We start from the raw sequence: 22,412 nt of genomic DNA on the forward strand, positions 1-22,412 counted from the left end.
ATTAACGATTCCCAAAAAAATATACAAGCAGAAATATCGAAATCTGCCACTCTATCAATTAATTGGCCACTTTGCGTACAGCATCGGCAATAAACTCAGCCCATTGCAGTGAAGCCTGCTCGTCATCCGACTCGACCATCACACGAATAAGCGGTTCTGTGCCGCTTTTCCGTAGCAGAACCCGCCCACGTTTCCCCAGCGAATTTTCTGCTTCTTTCACCGCATCCTGAACGGCTTTGCCGTTGACAGGGTTTTCAGTCGATTCCTGATAACGAATATTGATCAGCTGTTGGGGGTACATCTCAAACCCGCTGCTTAGCTCATGCAGGTCCATACTGGAGCGCAACATCGCAGCAAGTACCTGCAAGCCCGCTACAATACCGTCACCAGTAGACGCAATATTCAGGTTAAGTATATGGCCAGAGCTTTCTCCACCAATAGCCCACCCCTTTTGCTGCAGTAATTCCATCACGTAACGATCGCCAACCTTACTGCGCGCGAAAGGCACTCCGAGTTTGCTCAGGGCGTTTTCCAGCCCCAGATTACTCATTTGAGTACCAACAACCCCGCCTTGCATACGACCATTTTTCAGTGCATCGCGGGCAACCATATACAGGATTTGATCGCCATCAATGAGGTTGCCCAGATGATCAACCATCATAATCCGGTCACCGTCCCCATCAAGGCCAAAGCCTAAATCGGCACCGGTTTCCCTGACCTTGTCGATAGTTGCCTGCATGGAGGTTGCCCCAACGCCGTCATTAATATTCAGGCCATTGGGCGAAGTGCCAATTTCAATAACCTGGGCTCCCAGCTCACGCAGCACGTTTGGCGCAATATGATAGGTCGCACCGTGGGCACAATCCACTACGATCTTTAACCCGCGCAAAGACAGCTCGGAAGAAAAAGTGGCTTTACAGAATTCAATATAACGGCCGGAGGCATCGGTAACACGGCTGGCCTTGCCCAATTGGTTGGACGCCACACACTCCATGGGTTTTTCCATCATCGCCTCGATGGCCAGTTCGATGTCATCCGCGAGTTTAAAACCTTTGGAAGAGAAGAACTTGATGCCATTGTCGTAGTAGGGATTATGCGATGCGCTAATCACAATACCTGCTTCAGAGCGGAATGTTTTGGTCAGATAGGCAATGGCAGGCGTTGGCATGGGGCCCAGCAGGCCAATGTTAATTCCGGCTGCAGACAACCCGGCTTCCAGCGCCGACTCAAGCATATAGCCGGATATGCGGGTATCCTTGCCGATAAGGACTTTATTGGTCCCCTGCCCGGCCAGTACTTTACCGGCGGCCCAACCCAGCTTGGTAACAAATTCCGGGTTAATGGCACTCTCACCAACTTTACCGCGAATTCCATCTGTACCAAAATACTTGCGCTGCCCCATGATCAACTCCGTTGTTATTATCTATTTTAATGTATTTAGCTTGTTTACAATGGTGACGGCGTCCACCGTTTCCTTAACATCATGAACCCGAATGATATGGGCACCCATTGAGGCGGCAATTGTAGCCAGTGCGACACTTCCCGCCAAGCGCTGTTCCACGCCACGGTTCAATAAATTCCCGATCATGGATTTTCGCGACATTCCAACCAGCACCGGAAACCCCATGCTGATTATAGCGGGCAACCCATTCACCAACTGGTAATTGTGGTCCAGGGATTTGCCAAATCCGTAACCGGGATCAAGTATTATGTTTTGTTTTGGTATGCCAGCCGCAATACAGGCGTCCACACGCTGCAGCAAAAAGGCCTGGACTTCGCTGACTACATCATTGTAAAGCGGTGCAGCCTGCATGGTTCTGGGCTGCCCTTGCATGTGCATCAGGCACACTGGTACACCAGTACTCGCAGCTACATCTAACGCACCGTCTTCCTGCAGAGCCCGTACATCATTAATCAGTCCGGCACCCGCCTTTACCGCTTCATGCATTACTCGCGCTTTACTGGTATCAACCGAAATTATTGCATCAATCTGCCCCGCAAGGGCTTCAACAACCGGAATCACCCGCTCCAGCTCTTCATCCTCGCTTACATCCGGCGCTCCCGGGCGGGTTGACTCCCCACCAACATCAATAAACCGGGCACCGGCTTCCACCATACGATGTACATGCTCTATAGCGGTTGAAAAGCGGTTATGCCTGCCACCGTCAGAGAATGAGTCTGGTGTGACATTCAGGATACCCATTACCTGGGGAGTGCTAAAATCTGCGCGTTGGGACTGGAACAACATAATCATCTTATTGCTTACGAAAAACCAACCTGCCAGTGAACAAACTTAAATTCAGAAGAAGATCACGCTGGTATTTAGAGAAGGGAATAAAACAGCGCCAGTTGTGCAACTGGCGCTTTGAACAATTAACCGGGTAAATCACCGGGTTTGCCTACAGAGGGCTTGTCTACACCGTCATCGGTAATTTCACCTTCACGGGCAGGTTTACCTCCAGTAGGTTTATCATCACCCGATGGTGCGCGGTCATCCCAGTCAGCAGGAGGACGAACATCCCTGCGAGCCATAAGGTCATCAATCTGCTTGGCATCAATGGTTTCATACTTCATCAACGCATCTTTCATCGTGTGCAGAATGTCGATATTTTCCTGCAGGATCCGCTTCGCGCGGTCGTAATTGCTGTCAATGATGGCTTTGATTTCAGCATCGATGGCTCTGGCGGTATCGTCAGACATGTGAGACGCCTTAGACATAGAGCGACCGAGGAATACCTCGCCTTCTTCCTCAGCATAAAGCATTGGCCCCATTTTGCTGGACAAGCCCCACTGGGTCACCATCTTGCGGGCAATTTCCGTAGCTCGCTCGATATCGTTAGAAGCCCCGGTAGTGACCTTATCATCACCATAGATGATTTGTTCCGCAATCCGGCCACCAAACAGACTAGAAATCATGCTTTCCAAATGCTGTTTGGAATGGCTCACCCTGTCCTGCTCAGGCAGATACATGGTTACACCCAACGCCCGACCACGAGGGATAATAGAAACCTTGTAGACCGGATCGTGTTCCGGAACCAGACGCCCTACGATAGCGTGACCCGCTTCGTGATAAGCCGTCATGGCCTTTTCCTGTTCCGACATCACCATGGACTTACGCTCGGCACCCATCATGATTTTGTCTTTCGCCTTGTCAAACTCTTCCATGCTTACCAGGCGCTTGTTGGCTCGTGCAGCAAACAAAGCAGCCTCATTTACCAGGTTAGCCAAATCGGCACCCGAAAATCCGGGTGTACCTCGGGCAATAACGGAAGGTTCAACGTTGTCAGCAACCGGTACCTTGCGGATGTGAACTTTAAGAATTTGTTCACGCCCGCGGATGTCCGGCAGCCCAACCACTACCTGGCGGTCAAAACGACCCGGACGCAAAAGCGCAGGGTCCAGAACATCCGGACGGTTGGTAGCGGCAATTACAATTATACCTTCATGCCCTTCAAAACCATCCATTTCCACCAGCATCTGGTTGAGAGTTTGTTCGCGTTCGTCGTGACCACCGCCCAAACCAGCGCCACGCTGACGACCGACTGCATCAATCTCATCAATGAAGATAATGCAGGGCGCAGCCTTTTTGGCCTGCTCAAACATATCGCGTACCCTGCTGGCACCGACACCAACAAACATTTCAACGAAATCAGAACCTGAGATGGTGAAAAACGGTACCTTTGCTTCCCCGGCAATGGCTTTGGCCAGGAGGGTTTTACCGGTACCCGGAGGGCCAACCATCAGTACGCCTTTTGGAATTTTACCGCCCAGTTTCTGGAACTTGGAAGGGTCGCGCAGGAAATCAACCAATTCGGCAACGTCTTCCTTGGCTTCATCACAGCCTGCCACATCGGCAAACGTGGTCTTGATTTGATCTTCACCCAACAACCGGGCTTTGCTTTTGCCGAAGGACATAGCCCCACGGCCACCGCCACCCTGCATTTGGCGCATGAAGAAAATCCACACTGCAATCAAGAGCAGCATGGGGAACCAACTGATGAAAATGGAAGTTAATATAGAAGGCTTTTCCGGTGGTTCACCCAGAATTCGTACATCCTTTTTGACCAGGTCTGAAATCAATTGATCGTCGAAATAAGGAATGTAGGTAACGAAGGACTCACCAGAACGCTTGGTACCACGAATCTCGCGGGCGTCACTGTCTATTCGGACTTCCCGAATGTTGCCCTGACTCGCTTCTTTCAGGAATGTTGTGTAGTCGGTTTGCGCCCGGGACGATTCACTGGGTGAAAAGCTCTGGAAAACGGACATCAACACAACGGCGATGACCAACCATAAGATTAAATTTTTTGCCATATCGCTCAATGCTACTAACCTCAATAAAAACCGGAAACCTCAAGCGAAAACTAAGCAATATTCTTACCAAAAATATGTTAATTTTCCGAACTTAACGCATCCCGTCACGAAATTCGCTGTCTATCTGAAGGGTACTACACTTTGTACCCGCTAGCCACCCAATACCTGCCTCACTACAAGCCCACCTGGGCGGTGTTTCCTTCCAGTTTGAGCCAACACGAAATGCAGCCACGTTACAACGTAAAAAAACGGTCAGGCCACCTTCCGTTTTGCAGAGTTCACGTTAGCTTGGGTTCCACCTGCCTCAACCCGGAGGTAAAACCAGAAACACTTTCGTTTCTGACAACACACCTTTGCCTGTGTTCCCTTAAAATACGCCACATCAGCTAAAACTGTTCATCCTGAAAAATAAAAATGCTGGTGCATCCAACCCGGGGCGACACGGTAAAACGTAACTTCTAATTACCACCCGTACTGGTTTATTTTTATCATTCCATCGTATTGCCGATAGGATTGTTAGCAAGATGGCGTTAGAATACGGTTTTTCAACTCTTAACCGACCGTTTAATTGTAAGAATTCATCATTAATGAAATTATCAACCAAACAAAAGCAGTACCTGAAGGGGTTGGCCCATTCTCTGAAGCCCGTAGTTCAACTGGGCGCCAATGGCCTGACAGAAGGGGTTGTGGCAGAAATAGATCTGGCACTGGGTCATCACGAACTGATTAAGGTAAAGGTGCCTTCTGATGATCGTGAGGAAAAAGCGCTGATTATGGATGCCATCGCACGTGAAACCAGTGCTGAAAAAGTCCAGGTAATTGGCCACACACTGGTGCTGTTCCGCCCCAGCGAAGAGCGTAAAATTCAGTTGCCAAAGTAACACCCGTTATTTCTCTGATTCCTGTTTGCCAACATGGTTTTCCACTCAAGCCATCAGTACACTGGCGTTGACCCTACATAAAAATAACAGGAATAATCATGCAATTATCCCAATCTACTGCCATCGTCACCGGTGGCTGTTCTGGCTTGGGCCTGGCCACTGCCATTGCCCTGCGTAACGCAGGCATGCAGGTCGCGCTGTTCGACGTCAATACAGAACTGGGCGCTCAGCGCACCGATGAACTGGGCAAAACGGATACCTTATTCTGTGCCACCGATGTTCGGGATGAGGCGTCTGTCTCACAGGCCATTGCTGAAGTTCAATCCCGATTTGGAGAGATACGGGTGTGTGTCAACTGCGCCGGAGTCGCTCCTGCACAGCGTACACTCAACAGAGACAATCATCCTGCTCCGCTGGCACAATTTCAGTCCACGCTGGATATTAATCTGGTCGGAACCTTCAACGTCAATCGTCTGGTCGCGGCGGCCATGGCTTCACAACACCCATGCAATGAACATGGTGAGCGCGGTATTCTTATCAACACCGCTTCCATTGCGGGCTATGAAGGCCAAATCGGCCAGACTGCTTACGCTGCCAGTAAAGCCGGCATTATTGGTATGACCCTGCCAATGGCCCGTGACCTGGCTGGCCTGGGAATAAGAGTGAATACCATCGCGCCCGGCGTAATGGGCACCCCAATGTTGCTGGCAATGCCAGAAACTGTTCAGGATGCGCTGACAGCGAGCATACCCTTCCCCAAACGGCTGGGGCTGCCTGAAGAATTCGCCCGTCTGGTCATCCACCTGACCGAAAATGCCTATCTGAACGGTGAAACCATTCGCCTCGACGGAGCCCTTCGGATGGGCCCGAAATAACAATCCCTGCAAAGACCGCTGCGATTTGTCAGTGGTCTTCTTCGCCGCCGTTTACAATAAGTGAAATGTTATACAAACGGTTAACCGCATGGTAGTTGATGGTGTTTTTTGGATAGCGGCCGCGACCGGAAAGAGTGCCCGCTTCACGCCCCATTAGCAGTGCCAGCGCTTCATCCACGGTTTCCACCGCGTAAACATGAAACAGCCCTTTTTTAACCGCATCGATCACCACTTTGTCGAGCACCAGATTCACGGCATTGGATTTGGGGATCACTACCCCCTGGTTTCCGGTTAATCCACGATGCTGGCAAAGGTCAAAAAAGCCTTCGATTTTTTCGTTTACTCCGCCCACAGCCTGAACTTCTCCGTACTGGTTTATGGAGCCGGTAACTGCCAGAGCCTGGGTAGCAGGTATTTCAGTTAACGCTGATATCAGGGCAATCAGTTCACCCAGTGACGCACTGTCACCATCGATATGCCCGTAGGACTGTTCAAGAGCAATGTTGGCCGACAAAGTGAGCGGGAAATGCTGCGCGTACTTGTGGCCCAGGTAGCCGGTGAGCAACATAACCCCTTTGGAATGAATGGGCTGACCCAGTTCCACTTCCCGTTCAATATCCACTACGCCACTGGCCCCGGCGTACACGGTAGAGGTAATTCTCGCCGGCGTGCCAAACGCCGTATCACCAATTTCCAGCACCGTGAGCCCGTTCACTTTACCTACTGCAGTTCCTTCAGTGGCAATCAGAACATGGCCTTCCTTAATATCGTTAAGTAATGTCTGGCTCACCCTGCCTGTACGGTGTTTCTTGCCCCTAAGTGCGGTATTGAGATGCTGCAGCTGAAGTTGAGTGTCGCCAGCCTTTCGACAGTAGTAATGCGCTTCATTGATAAGCTCGATGACTTCGGCAAAATGGGCCGACAGCTTGGACTGATGCTCGGCCATACGCAGGGAAAATTCCACCAGCCGATGCATGGCTTCTGCGCTGACGCCCTGCAGGCCAGAGGAAATCAGATGCATGCGCACCCGCCCGACAAAATCAAACAGCGACTGACGATTAACTGGAATTTCAAGGTCGAAGTCCACCAGCACCCGAAACAGCTCGTCAAACTCATCATCATAATCCTGCAGCGTATAGTAAAGCTCGCGGGATCCCATCAAAATAACTTTGATATTGAGTTCGATAGGCTGGGGATTAAGAGTAATGGCGTTGACCATGCCCACATCCTGCTGGGGCAGGTCCATCTTTATGAAACCCGATTTTATCGCCAGCTTGAGGGTATCCCAAACGTAGGGCTGCTCAATGAGCTGATCAACATCAAGTAGAAGGTAACCCCCATTCGCCTTGTGCAAAGCGCCGGGGCGAATCATACGGTAGTTGGTAAACACACTGCCGTGGATGTTGGTGTATTCTATTTTGCCAAACAGATTCTGGTAGGTCGGGTTGGGTTCGTACACCACCGGAGCACCATCATCAATTTTATGCCCAATCAGCACATTGGGCAAAAACGATTCCTCCAGGTGCAAACGCCGGTCCATTTCATCCAGTTTGTCTTCCTTGCTGTCTTCCGCCAGCAATTCAACAATGGCGTCAATCAGGCTCGAACGCAACTGGCGCAGATACTTGAGAACACCGAGATCGGAAGCATACTTGTGCTCCAGGGCTTTGAGCAAAGGCTTGATGCCCTGCTCAACAGTATTCCGGTTCAGTTCACGAATACGCTCGGAGTTTTCCCGTTTCCAGATCGGCAGGCTCAGCAGACTTTCACTTAAGCGGTTTTCCAGTTCGTCAATAAGATCATAAAAATACTGGCGCTGATCGTCGGACAAATTGGCAAATTCCGTATCGCTGATGGGCTTGCCATCCACTATCGGCGAAAAGCTGATGGTGCCGCCCTCTTCATACAGCGCAACCTGATTGGCCTGGGCGTAACGCTCCACCGCATCAATGGCTTTGTCGTACTTCTGGTCGAACTCGCGCCCGATGGCCGCTTTACGGCGCTGATAGCCCGGGTTATCGAACGCCGCCGGAAAGGTATCGAGCAAATCGTCTATCAAGGCACTGATGTCTTTCGCCAGTTGTCGCCCGCCGCCGGGCGCCATTCTCAGCACCACAGGCTCACGCTCTTCTTCCAGATTATTGATGTAAATCCAGTCGTCCGGCGTGCTCAAAGCACTGACATGGCGTTCAATGTAGTCTTTAACCAGGGTAAAGCGGCCGGTGGCCTGTTCGCCCATAACGTACAGGTTGTAGCCTTTGGCATCGATACCCAAACCGAACATCAGGGCTTCGCGGGCGCGTTCCTGGCCAATAAAGGTGGTATTGAGCGCTTCTTCATCATTGAGCGCCTTATTGATGATCCGCCGATTCAGGCTTGGAGTTAAGCTTTTGGGGGATAGCGGCGGTACGAACTCTACACCGGGCATAGTCTACACATTCTGATTTTTTGTTAAGTGAAACGTGATTCACCCCCGCTGTCAAACGCTTATCCTTGAGTTTGGCCAAACACAGGGCTAATCTGTGCAAAATCCCGCCACTACTGCTGCAAAATGAACAAAATCAAGCCCTTTGTATTGTCCTGTATGATGTTGCTGGCAGGCCCGGCATGGTCCGAACTGGTTGCGGTATCCCCGTCGGGGTTCATTATCAAAAATCGTTTTGAGACCACCCACTCTGCCGAAGCAATCTGGGCAGCGCTGGTTAATGACATTGATCAGTGGTGGCCAAAAGATCACAGCTGGTGGCAGGGTACATTTTCCATTGATGCCGTTGCCGGTGGCTGCTTTTGCGAGCTGAGCGACAACAGAAGTGCCGAACACATGCGCATCAGCTTTGTAGAGCCCCACCAGCGCCTGTTAATGACCGGAGGACTGGGACCGTTGCAGGGCATGGGCATATACGGTGCTCTGAACTGGCAAATCATTCCCTTGGTGGAAGGGTCAGAAGTTACTCTGACCTATCAGGTGCACGGCTATTCTCCTCAGGGTTTTGAGCAACTGGCTCCGGTCGTCGATAAAGTTCAGCATCAGCAGTTATCAGCACTCAAACACTTTCTGCAAAGTTCAACACCTGCCGCACCTGAATAAAAACTCACCACCTGAACAATTTATTGCCTGCAAACCGGCCCATGGTATTGTTCCCCCCCTAGCCGCTGGGGTATTCTATGCCGCTTATCAAGAAGTCACTTATTTATATGCGGAAGCCTAAGTTTCATGGCCGATAAACAGTACAACCCGAAACACATCGAACAAGCCGTCCAGCAATACTGGGAAGAAAATCAGTCATTCAAAGCGACAGAACAGGAAGGTAAAGAAAAATTTTACTGCCTGTCCATGTTCCCCTACCCCAGTGGGCGCCTGCACATGGGTCACGTACGCAACTACACCATCGGCGACGTAATCAGCCGTTTCCAGCGCATGCAGGGCAAAAACGTTCTGCAGCCCATGGGCTGGGACGCATTCGGCCTGCCTGCTGAAAACGCAGCAATCAATAACAACACCGCCCCGGCCAAGTGGACTTACGCCAACATCGACTACATGAAAGGCCAGCTTAAGTCACTGGGCTTTGGCTACGACTGGGATCGCGAAGTCACCACCTGTAAATCCGATTACTACCGCTGGGAACAGTGGTTCTTCACCCGCCTGTATGAAAAAGGCCTGGTGTACAAGAAAAACTCAACCGTTAACTGGGACCCGGTAGACCAGACCGTACTGGCCAATGAACAGGTCATCGACGGCCGCGGCTGGCGTTCCGGTGCACTGGTGGAACAAAAAGAAATTCCTCAGTGGTTTATCAAAATTACTGACTACGCCGAAGAGTTGCTCAGTGATTTGGACCAGCTGGAAGAATGGCCGGATCAGGTTAAAGCCATGCAGGCCAACTGGATTGGCCGCTCTGAAGGGGTCGAAATCACCTTTGATTTGGCCGAATCGGTTGGTGAGGTCAGCGACTTAACGGTCTACACCACACGCCCGGATACGGTATATGGCGTAACTTATGTGGCTGTTGCTGCCCAGCACCCGATTGCCGAATTCGCCGCGCAGAGCAACCCTGAACTGGCGGCTTTTATCGATGAATGCAAAAACACCAAGGTTGCCGAGGCTGAGCTGGCTACCATGGAGAAAAAGGGCTGTGCTACCGGAATCTATGCCATTCACCCGCTTACCGGCGAACAGGTGCCGGTGTGGGTCGCCAACTTTGTGCTGATGGATTACGGCTCTGGCGCTGTGATGGCCGTACCGGGCCACGACCAGCGCGACTGGGAATTTGCCACCAAATACAAGCTGGCCATCAGGCAGGTTATTGAACCGGGCAGCAGCGCGCAGGAAAACTGCGATTTAACCACTGCCGCTTATACTGAAAAAGGCAGTCTGGTGCATTCCGGTGAATTTGATGGTTTGGATTTCCAATCCGCGTTCGATGCCATCGCCACCAAGCTGGAGCAACTCGGCCACGGCAAACGCAAAGTCAATTTCCGCCTGCGCGACTGGGGTGTAAGCCGTCAGCGCTACTGGGGTGCCCCCATCCCGATGCTGAACCTTGAAAACGGTGAATCGGTTCCGGTACCAGCTCAGTCGCTACCCGTAGTCCTGCCCGAAGATGTGGAAATGGACGGTGTTACTTCGCCCATTAAGGCCGACCCGGAGTGGGCCAAAACCGAATACAACGGCCAGCCTGCCCTGCGTGAAACCGATACCTTCGACACCTTTATGGAGTCTTCCTGGTATTACGCCCGTTATGCGTGCGCGCAAAATGACACCGGCATGCTCGATCCAAGCCAGGCCAATTACTGGCTACCGGTAGACCAGTACATTGGTGGTATCGAACACGCCATCCTGCACCTGCTTTATTCACGCTTTTACCACAAACTGCTGCGTGACGAAGGCCTGGTAAAATCGGATGAGCCATACAAACGCCTGCTGTGCCAGGGCATGGTGCTGGCCGATTCCTACTACTGTGAAGACAGCAATGGCAAGAAAACCTGGTATTCGCCTACCGAGGTAAGCACCGAGAAAGACGACAAAGGTCGCATCACCAAAGCCTGGCTGACTGCAGACGGTACGCCGGTACAACACGGCGGTATGACCAAGATGTCCAAGTCGAAGAACAACGGCATCGACCCGCAACAGGTTATCGACCAGTACGGCGCCGACACCGTTCGCCTGTTTACCATGTTTGCCGCGCCGCCAGAACAGACTCTGGAATGGGTCGACTCGGGTGTGGAAGGTGCACACCGGTTCCTGCGCCGCATCTGGAAACTGGTCAGCGAACATCTGGAGCTTGAAGCACCGGCAGCACTGGACAAATCGCAGCTCAACAAAGATCAGCAGGCACTGCGCCGTGAAGTGCATCGCACCATCGAAAAAGTCACTGACGACCTTGGCCGCCGCCAGACTTTCAACACCGCCGTTGCTGCGGTTATGGAGTTGCTGAACCACTTGCAGAAAGCGCCTCAGGACAGCGATCAGGATCGCGCTGTCATGCGTGAGGCCATCGAATCTGTCTTGCTGCTGCTCAACCCCATTACGCCGCACCTGAGCCACACCCTGTGGAAAGCACTGGGGCATACCAATGACGTTGAAACCCAGCCCTGGCCAGTTGCCGACAAAGATGCTCTGGTTGAAGACGAGAAGCTGATCATTGTGCAGGTAAACGGTAAAGTGCGAGCCAAGATCACTGTTGCCGCCGATGCCAGCAAAGAACAGGTTCAGGCACAGGCTGAAGCACACCCCAACGTACAGCAGTTCACCGAAGGCAAAACCATCCGCAAAGTGATTGTGGTGCCCGGTAAGCTGGTCAACATTGTGGCAAACTGATGAGTGCTGCCCGCCTGTTAATGACAGCGTTACTGGTCAGCATTCTCCTGGCCGGGTGCGGCTTTCATCTGCGCGGGACTCAGTCGCTGCCGGAAGACGCCAACTATGTGGTCATCCGTTCGGTGGAACCCCATGCACCGCTTGCCCGCAGCCTGGACAAGCGGCTGGAGGTCTACGACATTGAAGGTGGCAGTAACTACCCTACTGAGGCACAGCAGTCGTTTGTGGTTATTGAACTCTTACCTGAACAACTGGAACGCCGGCTGCTTTCCGTGTTTTCCACCGGGCAGGTAGCGGAATACGAACTGATTTTCGGTGTGCGCTACAAAGTAACCTTCCCGGGCCAGCAGCCAATACCTGCCTATTTTGAAATACTGAGGGATTATCAGGATGATCCGGATCAGGTGCTGGCCAAAAGCCGGGAACTGGATCTGGTCCTCGATGAAATGCGTCGCGAAGCCGCCGACCGCATCATTCGCCGCCTGCCCAGCCAGGCAACTCAAACCGTGCCGGTTCAGTAATTCCGCATGCAGGTCTACCCTAACCGTTTCGCCAATGAACTCAAACAGGGCCTAAAACCCTGCTATCTGATATTCGGCGACGAACCCCAGCAAAAATTTGAAATCATCCAGCAGTTGCGGGAACAAGCCCGTAACGCCGGTTTTACCGAACGTACCGTACTGGTGGCCGACAAGGATTTCAACTGGGGCGCTCTGATTGAAGCTACCCAGACCCTGTCGCTGTTCGCTTCGCAACAATTAATTGAACTGGAACTGCCCAGCGGAAAACCGGGGACCGAGGGCTCAAAAATATTGCAGGAAGTGGCTCCTATGCTCGGGCCGGATACCCTGCTCATTGTGCATGGCCCCCGCATTGGCAAGGACGTACAGAAAGCCAAATGGTTCAAGGTGCTCGACGACATTGGCGTACACTCCCTGTGCTATCCGTTAGAGGGAAAATCACTGCATGGCTGGCTGCAGCAAAAGGTTGCAGAAGCGGGCCTTAATCTGACGCCGCCCGGCATCAAGTTCATCGCCGATTACTGCGAAGGTAACCTGATGGCAGCCAAACAGGAAATCGACAAGCTTTCGCTGCTGTTTGAAAACCGCGCCATATCGGAAAAAGACCTGGAGCAGGCCATGGTCGACCAGTCACGGTTTAACGTATTTCAGCTTGTGGATGTCATGCTCAGTGGCGAGCAACAACGTTGCGTCAAGATGTTATACCGGCTGGAGAGCGAAGGCATCGAGCCCAATATACTGATATGGGCGCTGGTCCGTGAATGGCAAACCCTCTGGTCGCTGCAGGTTGTACGACAATCGGGGCAGCCGGTTCAATGGCAAAAATTCGGGATCTGGCGCAACCGCCAGGCGGCCTACGAGTCCGCCCTGTCCCGCTTGCCGCTGGCTAAACTCAAACGCCTGCAGCAACATTTGCAGGCCGCTGACCTGGCTTTTAAACAAAGCGTTATCGAACGGCCCTATATCAAACTTTGCCACCTGTGCATGCTGTTTATGGGTATTCCGCTGGACCATTTCCCGGTACTCGAGACTGAGCAATGACGTCACCCGTAACACCCGTAGCATTGCTCGGAGGGACGTTTAACCCCCCCCACCTCGGTCATATTCAGCCTGCGTTGCAGGCACTGCAATCCATTGGTCTGGGCAAGCTCGGCCTGATGCCCTGCAAGCTGCCTCCGCACAAGAGTACCAATGGTATCAGTGAGGAACACAGAGTCAGCATGGTAAAGCTGGCTTGCCAGGCCGACCCCAGATTGTACCCGGAACTGATTGAATTAACCTTGCCAGAACCGTCCTATTCGGTTAAAACGCTCCGCGCACTCAGAGACCGCCTGGACAGCGAACAGCCCGTATGCTTTTTTATGGGCTGGGATTCGTTCATCAGCCTTCCGAGCTGGTATGAATGGCAGCAACTTACGCAGTTGTGCCATCTGGTGATCTTGCAAAGGAAATCGTTTCATTCCCAGCCAGAAAGCGCCGTCAGCAACCTTCTGGCAGAGCACGGCACCAGTGAGCCGCAGAGCCTGATGAAATCACCCGCGGGCAAAATATACATTGCCCAGACTGACGATGTTCCGGTTTCTTCAAGCTGGTTGCGAAACCGGGCAACCGAGTGCCTGACACAGGAATGGCAGAAGTGGTTATATCCGCCTGTATTAAACTATATTAAACAACACGGCCTGTATCGTTAAAGCAGGTCAGTAAGCGAGGAGTACTTTTGGAGAGTCAACAACTCAAACAATTCGTAATCGACAAGATTGACGACATGAAAGCCCGCGACGTTATTGAACTGGATGTCAAAGGCAAGTCGAGTATTACCGATACCATGATTGTGTGTTCCGGTAATTCGAAGCGACATGTGATTGCCATAGCTGAAAACCTGATGCTGGAAGCAAAGCACGCAGGCCTGGCACCGCTGAATGTAGAAGGCAAAGACACTGGCGAATGGGTACTGGTGGATTTGGGTGAAATCATTGTCCACGTGATGCAGGACGAAACCCGCGACTTCTACCAGCTGGAAAAGCTCTGGTCCTAGCACAGGAACAGGTCGGTACAGCCCTCGAATTCAAACCGGGCTGCTTTTTTAGTGGGTGCGTGGCATAGTAGCGTGTGAAACCATTCCTCAGGTCGGTGTCGTTATCTTTAATTACTGTAAGGAAGTACTGAAGCAGTGCGTATTCAGATAGTTGCTGTTGGAACAAAAATGCCAAACTGGGTGAATGCGGGCGTGGATGAATTTCTGCGCCGATTCCCGGCTGACATGCCGGTCTCGTTCACCGAAATTCCAGCCGGCAAGCGGGGCAAAAACGCCGACATTCCCCGCATCCTGAGTAAAGAGGGCGACGCCATGCTCGCCGCAATCCCGAAAGGCAACCGCATTGTCACACTTGAGGTAACCGGTAAACCCTGGGATACCCCTCAGTTGGCCCGCCAACTGGACAGCTGGAAAATGGACGGCCGCGACGTCAGTTTGCTCATAGGCGGGCCGGAAGGCCTGGCCCCGCAATGCACCGAAATTTCGGAACAGCGCTGGTCGCTGTCGCCACTTACTCTGCCCCATCCGCTGGTACGCATTCTGATCACAGAGAGTCTTTACCGGGCCTGGTCTGTCACCCAAAATCACCCGTACCACCGGGAGTAATCGCAGTGCCGCGCAAACGCCAGACCATTCGCGACCACACCGCTGAAGCCAATTTGTTTGCCCGCCGGGCAATGATTGCCATGCTGATAGTGCTACTGCTGATAAGCATCGTGATCAGCAACCTTTATGTACTTCAAATCCGCCAGCACGAGGATTACCAGACCCGTTCAAACGGCAACCGCATAAAAGTACTGCCTATCGCTCCCAATCGCGGTCTGATCTACGACCGCAACGGCGTTTTGCTGGCTGAGAACCGGCCGGTTTTCAGCCTTGAGCTGATACCGGAACAAATCGATGATCTCGAAGGAACCATCACCCAGCTCACCGAGCTCATGGGTATAACCGAAGAAGAGAAAGAAAACTTTTTCAGTAACCTGAGAGGCCAGCGCCGGTTTAAGCCAGTGGCATTGCGAACCCAGCTTACCGAGCTGGAAGTGGCACGTTTTTCTGCCCATCAGCACCAGTTTCCCGGTGTTGGAATTGAAGCCCGCCTGTCACGTTTTTACCCCTATGGCGATGCCCTGACTCATGTACTGGGCTATGTGGCCAAAATCAACAAAAAAGACCTGCAGAAAATCGTTGAGGCCGGCCAGGAAGCCAATTACGCCGCCACTTACGACATCGGCAAACTGGGGATAGAAAAATTTCACGAAGAAGTCCTGCACGGTACTGTGGGCTATCAGCAGGTGGAAGTGAACAATCAGGGCCGGATAATCCGCACGCTGAACGTAGACCCGCCAGTCCCGGGCCGGGATATTGTGCTGAATATCGATATCGAACTGCAACTGGCGGCACAACAGGCACTGGAAGGAAAGCGTGGCACCATTGTGGTAACGTCACCGAAAACCGGCGGCGTTCTGGCCATGTATTCCAGCCCAAGCTACGACCCCAACCTGTTTGTTCATGGAATCAGCCGAACCAATTACTCTGCCCTGCTGAATTCGCCTGACCGCCCGCTCATAAACCGTGCTACCCAGGGCCAGTATCCTCCGGCCTCCACCATTAAGCCCCATCTGGCGGTGTTAGGGCTGGAACAGAAAGTGATAGATGCCAAAACCACCATCAATGATCGCGGGCGCTACCAGTTACCCAATGTTGATCACGTGTGGCGGGACTGGAAAAAATGGGGCCACGGCAAAGTGGATGTTACCAAAGCCATTGAGGTTTCCTGCGACACCTTCTACTACGATCTGGCCTACCAGCTTGGTATTGACCGAATTAGCGAAGCCATGTCTGAATTCGGCTTTGGAGACTACACCGGCATCGACCTGTACGAGGAATCAGACGCGAATATGCCCAGCCGGGGCTGGAAGCGTGCCCGCTTTAACCAGCCCTGGTACATTGGTGATACCATTCCGGTAGGCATTGGCCAAAGTTACTGGACCGCCACCCCAATTCAGCTGAACCAGTCGATTAATGCCTTAATCAACCATGGCGAACGCTTTGTACCCCAAATTCTGCGCGGCTTTATGCACGACAACGGTGAGATCAGTCTGGAGCCACTCAAAACCCTGCGCCCCATCATGGTTTCCGAACACAAAAACTGGGATTTGGTGCTGAAGGCAATGTATGAAGTGGTTAACGGCAAAGACGGTACCGCCAGGCATGCCTTCTCCGATACGCCTTATATATCGGCAGGAAAAACCGGCACCGCCCAGTTGTTCACCGTTGGTCAGGATGAAGAATACGAAGCCGAGGATGTGTCGGAAAGGCTGCGTGACAATGCCATGTACGTTGGATTCGCGCCATACTCAGACCCTCAGGTCACCGTATCGCTGGTGGTGGAAAACGCCGGCGGCGGCAGCTCCAATGCCGCACCAATAGCCAGGGAAATCATGGATTTCTATTTCCGTCACCACGAATTTCCAAACCGGCAAGCCATCTCTGCGACAAGATCGGAGGGCGCCGAATGAAAAAATCAACCCTGAAAGCCAACCAGAGCAACTTTCTGCAGCGTATCCACATCGACGCTGTGTTGTTGCTGGGTCTGCTCACCCTGATGGGCGTGGGTATGTTCGTGCTCTACTCGGCATCCGGACAGGATTTTGGCCAGATAAAACGCCAGATAGCCCGCCTGGGGCTGGCTTTGCTGGTTATGCTGGTTATGGCACAAATCCCCCCCATGGCCTATCGCAGGCTTTCAGTTTACGCGTATGCCGCCGGGTTACTGATGTTGCTGGCCGTTTTGCTGTTTGGTGATATGGGTAAAGGCGCCCAGCGCTGGCTGGATTTGGGCGTGATCCGCTTTCAGCCTTCTGAGCTTATGAAGCTTGCGGTACCCATGATGGTGGCCTGGTACATCAGCAAATTTACCCTGCCACCAAAAACCCTGCCGGTATTTTTTGGTTTTGTTCTGGTGGTGGCCCCTACCATTCTGATTGCCAAACAGCCGGATTTGGGCACCTCATTGCTGATTGCCAGTTCAGGTATTTTCGCCATTTTTCTGGCCGGTATGAGCTGGCGGCTTATCGGCTTTGTTACCCTGCTTGGCAGTGCGTTCCTGCCCATTTTGTGGTTCTTCCTCATGAAAGAATACCAAAAACAACGGGTACTCACCTTTCTGAACCCCGAAAGCGACCCCTTAGGTTCGGGGTACCACATCATCCAGTCCAAAATTGCCATCGGTTCAGGCGGGTTTGAGGGCAAAGGCTGGCTGCAGGGCACCCAGTCGCAGCTGGAATTTTTGCCTGAACGCCACACCGATTTTATCTTTTCCGTCTTCAGTGAAGAATTTGGCTTTTTAGGTGTGCTGGGCTTGCTGGCTATTTACGTGTTCATCATTGTTCGCGGGCTGATCATTGCCAACCGTGCACAGGACGCTTACAGCAAACTGCTGGCGGGCAGCATCACCCTGACCTTCTTTGTGTACGTATTTGTGAATATGGGCATGGTATCCGGCCTGCTGCCGGTAGTAGGTGTTCCCCTGCCGCTGGTGAGTTATGGCGGCACATCCATGGTGACATTGATGGCAGGATTTGGCATTCTGATGGCCATTGGCACTCAAAAACGGTTTTTGTCACGCTGATGCGCACGTTACGCTATCTTTCTGTGTTGGGATTGCTGGCTCTGGCCGGGTGTCAGTCTGCCGGGCGTTACCACCAGCAGCAGGATTCCGCACCAACTTTTGCCTACGAAGAACCTTCGTTTCAGGATGCCATTCCCAAATATGAGCCTTACCGCCAGTTCAACAGCCGTCCCTATGAAGTGCTGGGCAAGCGCTACGAGCCCATGCAATCCGGCAAAGGGTTTGAGCAGACCGGCTTCGCTTCCTGGTACGGGCAGAAGTTTCATGGCCATCTGACATCCAACGGCGAAACCTACAACATGTTCGCCATGACCGCCGCCCACAAAACCCTGCCCCTTCCTTCGTATGTGCGGGTAACCAACCTGGAAAACGGCACCCAGGCAATTGTTCGCGTAAATGATCGCGGCCCATTCCACTCTGACCGAATCATCGACCTCTCTTACGCGGCCGCCAAAAAGCTCGGCTACCAGGCCAAAGGCACGGCAAAAGTTAAACTGGAAGTGATTTATTTTGATGAAAACGACAACGTGACGGTTGGCAGCCAGCCCACGGTGACGTACGCCGAATACGCCGGTCTGGTCGAACCCAAAAAGCCCGCCGAGGCCGAATTGACCGGCGCACCGGAATGGTACATTCAGGTGGCGGCTTTGAGCGATGTTAAGCGGGCAGAATCGGTATCATCGGTGTTGTCATCACTGTATCAGGTTCCGGCACAAATGGCCCAGGTCGACAACATGTACAAATTGCTGCTTGGCCCGCTTTCCGACCGCTTTCAGGTAAAAATGTTACTTGAAGAACTCAAACGTAACGGCTACCCCGAGGCCTACACAGTCGAAGCCAGGCTGTAATGTTCAGCGCCACAGCTGTACCAAAACTGGCGTAAAACGGCCAACAATCTGGCAATCCGGCTTAAATTACAAGTATTTGCGATAATTCGCTAAACTTTTCCGCCAAAGCCTAGTCCTAGTTCAGGGCTTACGTTAGAATTCCCTGACCAGGGGTACTGATTACCATGAGAATGTTTGTTCGCTAACCCGAACCTGATCAAATTCTATTGTGCCCGCACCGTGATAATCGTATAAATTTTTTAAAAAGTAATAGTTGAATCATGCACCAAAAAATAAATCGCGCTCGATCCTATCCTGTTTTCGCTTTCCTGAGCCTGCTCGGTTTGTTGCTGACCCTGACCAGTGTTCAGGCCGTCAGCGCCGTGGTGATCCCACCCGCCCCCAGCGTGGCGGCCAAAGGCTTTGTACTGATGGACCATCAGACCGGGCACGTTATTGCCGAACAGAACGCCGATATGCAACTTGCTCCGGCCAGCCTGACCAAAATCATGACAGTGTACGTAATTGGCAAGGAACTGCTGGCAGGCAACATCAGCATGGATGACGAAGTGACTGTATCGGAAAATGCCTGGGCGAAAAAATTCCCTGACTCGTCAAAAATGTTCATTGAAGTGGGCACCAAGGTTTCTGTACACGATTTATTGCGCGGTATTGTTGTGCAATCGGGTAACGACGCCTGTGTGGCCATGGCCGAACACATTGCCGGTTCGGAAAGCGCCTTTGCCAGCATGATGAACGCTCACGCGGCAGAGCTTGGCATGAACGCTTCCAACTTCGTTAACAGCCACGGCCTGCACGACCCGGACCATTACACCAGCCCTCGTGATATGGCGATTTTGTCCAAGGCACTGATCAACGAAACGCCACAAATGTACAAAATCTACAGTGAAAAGGAATTTACCTACAACGGCATTAAGCAGTACAACCGCAACAGCCTGCTGTGGGACCAAAGCATGAACGTAGATGGCATTAAAACCGGCCACACCTCCGATGCCGGTTACAGCCTGATCACGTCGGCTGAACAAGGCGGTATGCGTTTGATTTCTGTGGTAATGGGCACCGACAGCGAACGCGCCCGCAAGGTAGAAAACAAAAAGCTGCTGCGCTACGGCTTCCGTTTCTATGAAACCGTAACCCCCTACAAAGCCGGTGAAAGCTTTGTAGCGCACCGCATTTACATGGGCGATCGTGAAACCGTAGACCTTGGAATTAACCAATCTACCCCCATAACCATCCCCCGAGGACAAACCGAAAACCTGCAGGCCAACTTTGAGCTTAACGACAAGCTCGAAGCGCCGCTCGCCAAAGGCCAGGTTGTCGGTACGCTCTACATTCAGCTGGATGGCGAAGATGTGGCCCAATACCCGCTGGTTACCCTTCAGGAAGTAAATGAAGGGGGCTTTTTCAGCCGCATGAAAGACTACATCATGCTGCAAATTGGCTGGGACGACGAATAACATCATCAGCGAATCCAGCTATTCTAGAGCGGCCTGATTTGATACAATCCGGCCGTTTTTGTTTTTACTGCTTGAAGTCAAGGATATCTCATGGATACCCGTTTCGATGAACTGCTCGAGTTCCCCACCCATCAAACTTTCAAAGTCATGGGCGTGGCACACGAAGATTTACCCACCCAGGTGATTGCGTGCCTGCAACAGCACGCACCGGGCGATTATTCCCCCACCGTAAAACCCAGCAGTAAAGGGAATTACCATTCGGTATCGGTGAGCGTACGCGTCACCAGCAAGGAACACATGGAACTGATTTACACTGAACTGGCGAAAATCGAACTGGTGAGGGTTGTTCTGTAAGTGACCACACAGGAATTACCACCGGCTCTGGTGATACGCCAGCTCGGTTGCCAGCCCTACCAGCCTGTGTGGCAGGCCATGCAGCAACTTACTGACACCCGTGACACCAGCACACAGGACGAAATCTGGCTGGTAGAACACCCGCCGGTATTTACCCAGGGCCAGGCCGGTAAAGCTGAGCACATTCTGATGCCCGGTGACATTCCGGTGGTCCAGGTAGACAGAGGCGGCCAGGTTACCTACCACGGCCCGGGCCAGCAGGTACTGTATTTGATGCTGGATATCAAACGCCGTAAACTGGGTGTGCGCCACTTGGTTACGGCGATGGAAAATGCGGTGGTTGCCCTGCTTGCCGATTATCAGGTAGAAGCGTACGCCAAAAAGGAAGCGCCCGGCGTGTACGTTGACGAGCGCAAGGTTTGCTCGCTGGGCTTAAGAATTCGCAAGGGCTGTTCGTTTCACGGCCTGGCACTGAACGTAAATATGGATCTGGCTCCGTTTAACCGCATTAACCCTTGCGGGTATGCGGGTATGGAAATGATCGACACCAGCCGCCTGGGAGGCCCGAAGGCCCTTTCTGAAGCCGGCCCGGCACTGGTAAAACATTTGCTGGCAGAACTGAACATAAGCCACACCCAACACAAAGAAGGTTTTGATGAGTAACGCACGTCCCAAGGCCGGAGTTAAGCTCCGCGATGATCAAAAAGTCAAACACATCCCGGTGACCATCATCCCCACCGAGAAAGAAGAGATGTTGCGTAAGCCAGAGTGGATCAAAATCAAGCTGCCCCGCACCACAGACCGCATTGATCACATTAAGCAAACCCTGCGCAAGAATAATCTGCATTCGGTGTGTGAAGAGGCCAGCTGCCCGAACCTGGCGGAATGTTTCAACCATGGTACCGCCACCTTTATGATTTTGGGTGACATCTGTACCCGCCGTTGCCCGTTCTGCGACGTTGCCCACGGCAAGCCCCTGCCCCCCAGTGCCGAGGAGCCGGAAAAGCTGGCCAGAACCATTGCAGAAATGAAACTGCGTTATGTGGTGATCACCTCGGTAGACCGCGACGATTTGCGTGACGGTGGTGCCCAGCATTTTGTTGACTGCATTAACGCCATTCGAGAACACAGCCCTTCTACCACCATTGAAGTGCTCGTACCGGATTTTCGTGGCCGTATGGACCGGGCGCTGGAGATATTCAAGAGCGGCGTTCCCGATGTGTTCAACCACAATCTGGAAACCATTCCTCGCCTGTACCGTGAATGCCGTCCGGGGGCTAACTATCAGTGGTCACTCGACTTACTCAAAAAGTTCAAACAGCAGCACCCTGAAATTCTGACCAAATCCGGCCTGATGATGGGTATGGGTGAAACCAACGAAGAAATTCAAGGCGTACTGGACGATTTGCGCGCCCACAATGTCGACATGCTGACTCTGGGCCAGTACCTGCAACCCAGCCGCCACCATTACCCGGTGAAGCGCTACGTGCACCCTACCGAGTTTGATCAGCTGGGCGACTACGCCAAGTCAATTGGCTTTACCCATGCGGCCTGTGGCCCCATGGTGCGTTCCAGCTACCACGCCGACCAGCAGGCGGCGGGAAAAGAAGTAAAGTAAGCCTTCAATACAAAAAAACCACCGGCGCCGGTGGTTTTTTTGTACCCAGAAATCATGCGC

The 22,412-nt window shown here is 52.4% G+C and carries 20 protein-coding genes; 16 read left to right on the top strand and 4 right to left on the bottom strand.

The features are described from left to right. Positions 1-58: 58 nt before the first annotated feature. From glmM to ftsH, 3 genes are all read right to left on the bottom strand, one after another. Positions 59-1,402, bottom strand: a complete 1,344-nt coding sequence (gene glmM, locus DXV75_RS08540) for a phosphoglucosamine mutase (RefSeq protein WP_115592984.1) — start codon at positions 1,400-1,402, stop codon at positions 59-61. Between the two features lie 21 nt (positions 1,403-1,423). Then, positions 1,424-2,248: a dihydropteroate synthase gene (folP, locus tag DXV75_RS08545; protein WP_115593072.1), complete on the bottom strand. Its 825-nt coding sequence runs from the start codon at positions 2,246-2,248 to the stop codon at positions 1,424-1,426. 125 nt (positions 2,249-2,373) lie between these two features. Next, the gene (gene ftsH, locus DXV75_RS08550; RefSeq protein WP_115592985.1) at positions 2,374-4,323 is read right to left on the bottom strand and encodes an ATP-dependent zinc metalloprotease FtsH; all 1,950 of its coding nucleotides are present in this window, start codon (positions 4,321-4,323) and stop codon (positions 2,374-2,376) included. 578 nt (positions 4,324-4,901) lie between these two features. Between ftsH and yhbY the strand changes: the two genes are divergently transcribed. Both yhbY and DXV75_RS08560 read left to right on the top strand, forming a co-directional pair. Further along, positions 4,902-5,195 (top strand): ribosome assembly RNA-binding protein YhbY, encoded by a 294-nt coding sequence (gene yhbY, locus DXV75_RS08555; RefSeq protein ID WP_115592986.1) that lies wholly within the window; start codon positions 4,902-4,904, stop codon positions 5,193-5,195. Positions 5,196-5,293: 98 nt separating this feature from the next. Next, complete coding sequence (locus DXV75_RS08560; RefSeq protein WP_115592987.1) at positions 5,294-6,070, top strand: SDR family NAD(P)-dependent oxidoreductase; 777 nt, start codon at positions 5,294-5,296, stop codon at positions 6,068-6,070. A gap of 28 nt (positions 6,071-6,098) precedes the next feature. Here DXV75_RS08560 and DXV75_RS08565 read toward each other — a convergent pair whose 3' ends face one another. Then, a complete protein-coding gene (locus DXV75_RS08565; RefSeq protein ID WP_115592988.1) occupies positions 6,099-8,498 on the bottom strand; it encodes a Lon protease family protein in 2,400 nt (799 codons plus the stop codon). Positions 8,499-8,621: 123 nt separating this feature from the next. Between DXV75_RS08565 and DXV75_RS08570 the strand changes: the two genes are divergently transcribed. The 14 genes from DXV75_RS08570 (at position 8,622) to lipA (ending at position 22,352) form a co-directional block, all read left to right on the top strand. Continuing rightward, positions 8,622-9,158 (top strand): SRPBCC domain-containing protein, encoded by a 537-nt coding sequence (locus tag DXV75_RS08570; RefSeq protein ID WP_115592989.1) that lies wholly within the window; start codon positions 8,622-8,624, stop codon positions 9,156-9,158. Positions 9,159-9,284: 126 nt separating this feature from the next. Then, positions 9,285-11,888 carry a leucine--tRNA ligase gene (leuS, locus tag DXV75_RS08575; RefSeq protein ID WP_115592990.1) on the top strand — a complete coding sequence of 868 codons (2,604 nt, stop codon included), beginning with the start codon at positions 9,285-9,287 and terminating at the stop codon, positions 11,886-11,888. Further along, positions 11,888-12,409 carry an LPS-assembly lipoprotein LptE gene (locus DXV75_RS08580; protein ID WP_115592991.1) on the top strand — a complete coding sequence of 174 codons (522 nt, stop codon included), beginning with the start codon at positions 11,888-11,890 and terminating at the stop codon, positions 12,407-12,409. The genes leuS and DXV75_RS08580 overlap by 1 nt, the downstream gene beginning before the upstream one ends. Positions 12,410-12,415: 6 nt before the next feature. Continuing rightward, positions 12,416-13,450, top strand: coding sequence for a DNA polymerase III subunit delta (gene holA / locus DXV75_RS08585; RefSeq protein ID WP_115592992.1), 1,035 nt, complete (start codon positions 12,416-12,418; stop codon positions 13,448-13,450). Continuing rightward, the gene (gene nadD, locus DXV75_RS08590) at positions 13,447-14,100 is read left to right on the top strand and encodes a nicotinate-nucleotide adenylyltransferase (protein WP_115592993.1); all 654 of its coding nucleotides are present in this window, start codon (positions 13,447-13,449) and stop codon (positions 14,098-14,100) included. Before holA ends, nadD begins: the two co-directional genes overlap by 4 nt. A gap of 26 nt (positions 14,101-14,126) precedes the next feature. Next, a complete protein-coding gene (rsfS, locus tag DXV75_RS08595; RefSeq protein WP_115592994.1) occupies positions 14,127-14,444 on the top strand; it encodes a ribosome silencing factor in 318 nt (105 codons plus the stop codon). Between the two features lie 135 nt (positions 14,445-14,579). Beyond that, positions 14,580-15,050, top strand: a complete 471-nt coding sequence (gene rlmH / locus DXV75_RS08600) for a 23S rRNA (pseudouridine(1915)-N(3))-methyltransferase RlmH (RefSeq protein ID WP_115592995.1) — start codon at positions 14,580-14,582, stop codon at positions 15,048-15,050. A gap of 5 nt (positions 15,051-15,055) precedes the next feature. Beyond that, positions 15,056-16,963 (top strand): penicillin-binding protein 2, encoded by a 1,908-nt coding sequence (gene mrdA / locus DXV75_RS08605; protein WP_115592996.1) that lies wholly within the window; start codon positions 15,056-15,058, stop codon positions 16,961-16,963. Continuing rightward, positions 16,960-18,075, top strand: coding sequence for a rod shape-determining protein RodA (gene rodA, locus DXV75_RS08610; RefSeq protein ID WP_115592997.1), 1,116 nt, complete (start codon positions 16,960-16,962; stop codon positions 18,073-18,075). Before mrdA ends, rodA begins: the two co-directional genes overlap by 4 nt. After that, positions 18,075-18,923 (top strand): septal ring lytic transglycosylase RlpA family protein, encoded by an 849-nt coding sequence (locus DXV75_RS08615; protein WP_115592998.1) that lies wholly within the window; start codon positions 18,075-18,077, stop codon positions 18,921-18,923. The genes rodA and DXV75_RS08615 overlap by 1 nt, the downstream gene beginning before the upstream one ends. Positions 18,924-19,183: 260 nt before the next feature. Beyond that, positions 19,184-20,380: a D-alanyl-D-alanine carboxypeptidase family protein gene (locus DXV75_RS08620; RefSeq protein WP_115592999.1), complete on the top strand. Its 1,197-nt coding sequence runs from the start codon at positions 19,184-19,186 to the stop codon at positions 20,378-20,380. A 90-nt stretch (positions 20,381-20,470) separates the two neighbouring features. Beyond that, the gene (gene ybeD, locus DXV75_RS08625) at positions 20,471-20,734 is read left to right on the top strand and encodes a DUF493 family protein YbeD (RefSeq protein ID WP_115593000.1); all 264 of its coding nucleotides are present in this window, start codon (positions 20,471-20,473) and stop codon (positions 20,732-20,734) included. Next, a complete protein-coding gene (gene lipB, locus DXV75_RS08630) occupies positions 20,735-21,397 on the top strand; it encodes a lipoyl(octanoyl) transferase LipB (protein WP_115593001.1) in 663 nt (220 codons plus the stop codon). After that, a complete protein-coding gene (gene lipA, locus DXV75_RS08635; protein ID WP_115593002.1) occupies positions 21,390-22,352 on the top strand; it encodes a lipoyl synthase in 963 nt (320 codons plus the stop codon). Before lipB ends, lipA begins: the two co-directional genes overlap by 8 nt. The last annotated feature ends 60 nt before the right edge of the window (positions 22,353-22,412 follow it).

The organism is Alteromonas aestuariivivens, assembly GCF_003367475.1.
In the GTDB taxonomy this organism is placed as follows: domain Bacteria; phylum Pseudomonadota; class Gammaproteobacteria; order Enterobacterales; family Alteromonadaceae; genus Alteromonas; species Alteromonas aestuariivivens.

Excerpts from the sequence above, each read along its gene's own strand:
- glmM (WP_115592984.1), bottom strand. The coding sequence starts at position 1,402 with ATGGGGCAGCGCAAGTATTTTGGTACAGATGGAATTCGCGGTAAAGTT.
- DXV75_RS08560 (WP_115592987.1), top strand. The coding sequence starts at position 5,294 with ATGCAATTATCCCAATCTACTGCCATCGTCACCGGTGGCTGTTCTGGC.
- leuS (WP_115592990.1), top strand. The coding sequence starts at position 9,285 with ATGGCCGATAAACAGTACAACCCGAAACACATCGAACAAGCCGTCCAG.
- folP (WP_115593072.1), bottom strand. The coding sequence starts at position 2,248 with ATGTTGTTCCAGTCCCAACGCGCAGATTTTAGCACTCCCCAGGTAATG.
- lipA (WP_115593002.1), top strand. The coding sequence starts at position 21,390 with ATGAGTAACGCACGTCCCAAGGCCGGAGTTAAGCTCCGCGATGATCAA.
- nadD (WP_115592993.1), top strand. The coding sequence starts at position 13,447 with ATGACGTCACCCGTAACACCCGTAGCATTGCTCGGAGGGACGTTTAAC.
- holA (WP_115592992.1), top strand. The coding sequence starts at position 12,416 with ATGCAGGTCTACCCTAACCGTTTCGCCAATGAACTCAAACAGGGCCTA.
- DXV75_RS08565 (WP_115592988.1), bottom strand. The coding sequence starts at position 8,498 with ATGCCCGGTGTAGAGTTCGTACCGCCGCTATCCCCCAAAAGCTTAACT.
- DXV75_RS08615 (WP_115592998.1), top strand. The coding sequence starts at position 18,075 with ATGCGCACGTTACGCTATCTTTCTGTGTTGGGATTGCTGGCTCTGGCC.
- DXV75_RS08620 (WP_115592999.1), top strand. The coding sequence starts at position 19,184 with ATGCACCAAAAAATAAATCGCGCTCGATCCTATCCTGTTTTCGCTTTC.
- DXV75_RS08570 (WP_115592989.1), top strand. The coding sequence starts at position 8,622 with ATGAACAAAATCAAGCCCTTTGTATTGTCCTGTATGATGTTGCTGGCA.
- rodA (WP_115592997.1), top strand. The coding sequence starts at position 16,960 with ATGAAAAAATCAACCCTGAAAGCCAACCAGAGCAACTTTCTGCAGCGT.
- ybeD (WP_115593000.1), top strand. The coding sequence starts at position 20,471 with ATGGATACCCGTTTCGATGAACTGCTCGAGTTCCCCACCCATCAAACT.
- DXV75_RS08580 (WP_115592991.1), top strand. The coding sequence starts at position 11,888 with ATGAGTGCTGCCCGCCTGTTAATGACAGCGTTACTGGTCAGCATTCTC.
- yhbY (WP_115592986.1), top strand. The coding sequence starts at position 4,902 with ATGAAATTATCAACCAAACAAAAGCAGTACCTGAAGGGGTTGGCCCAT.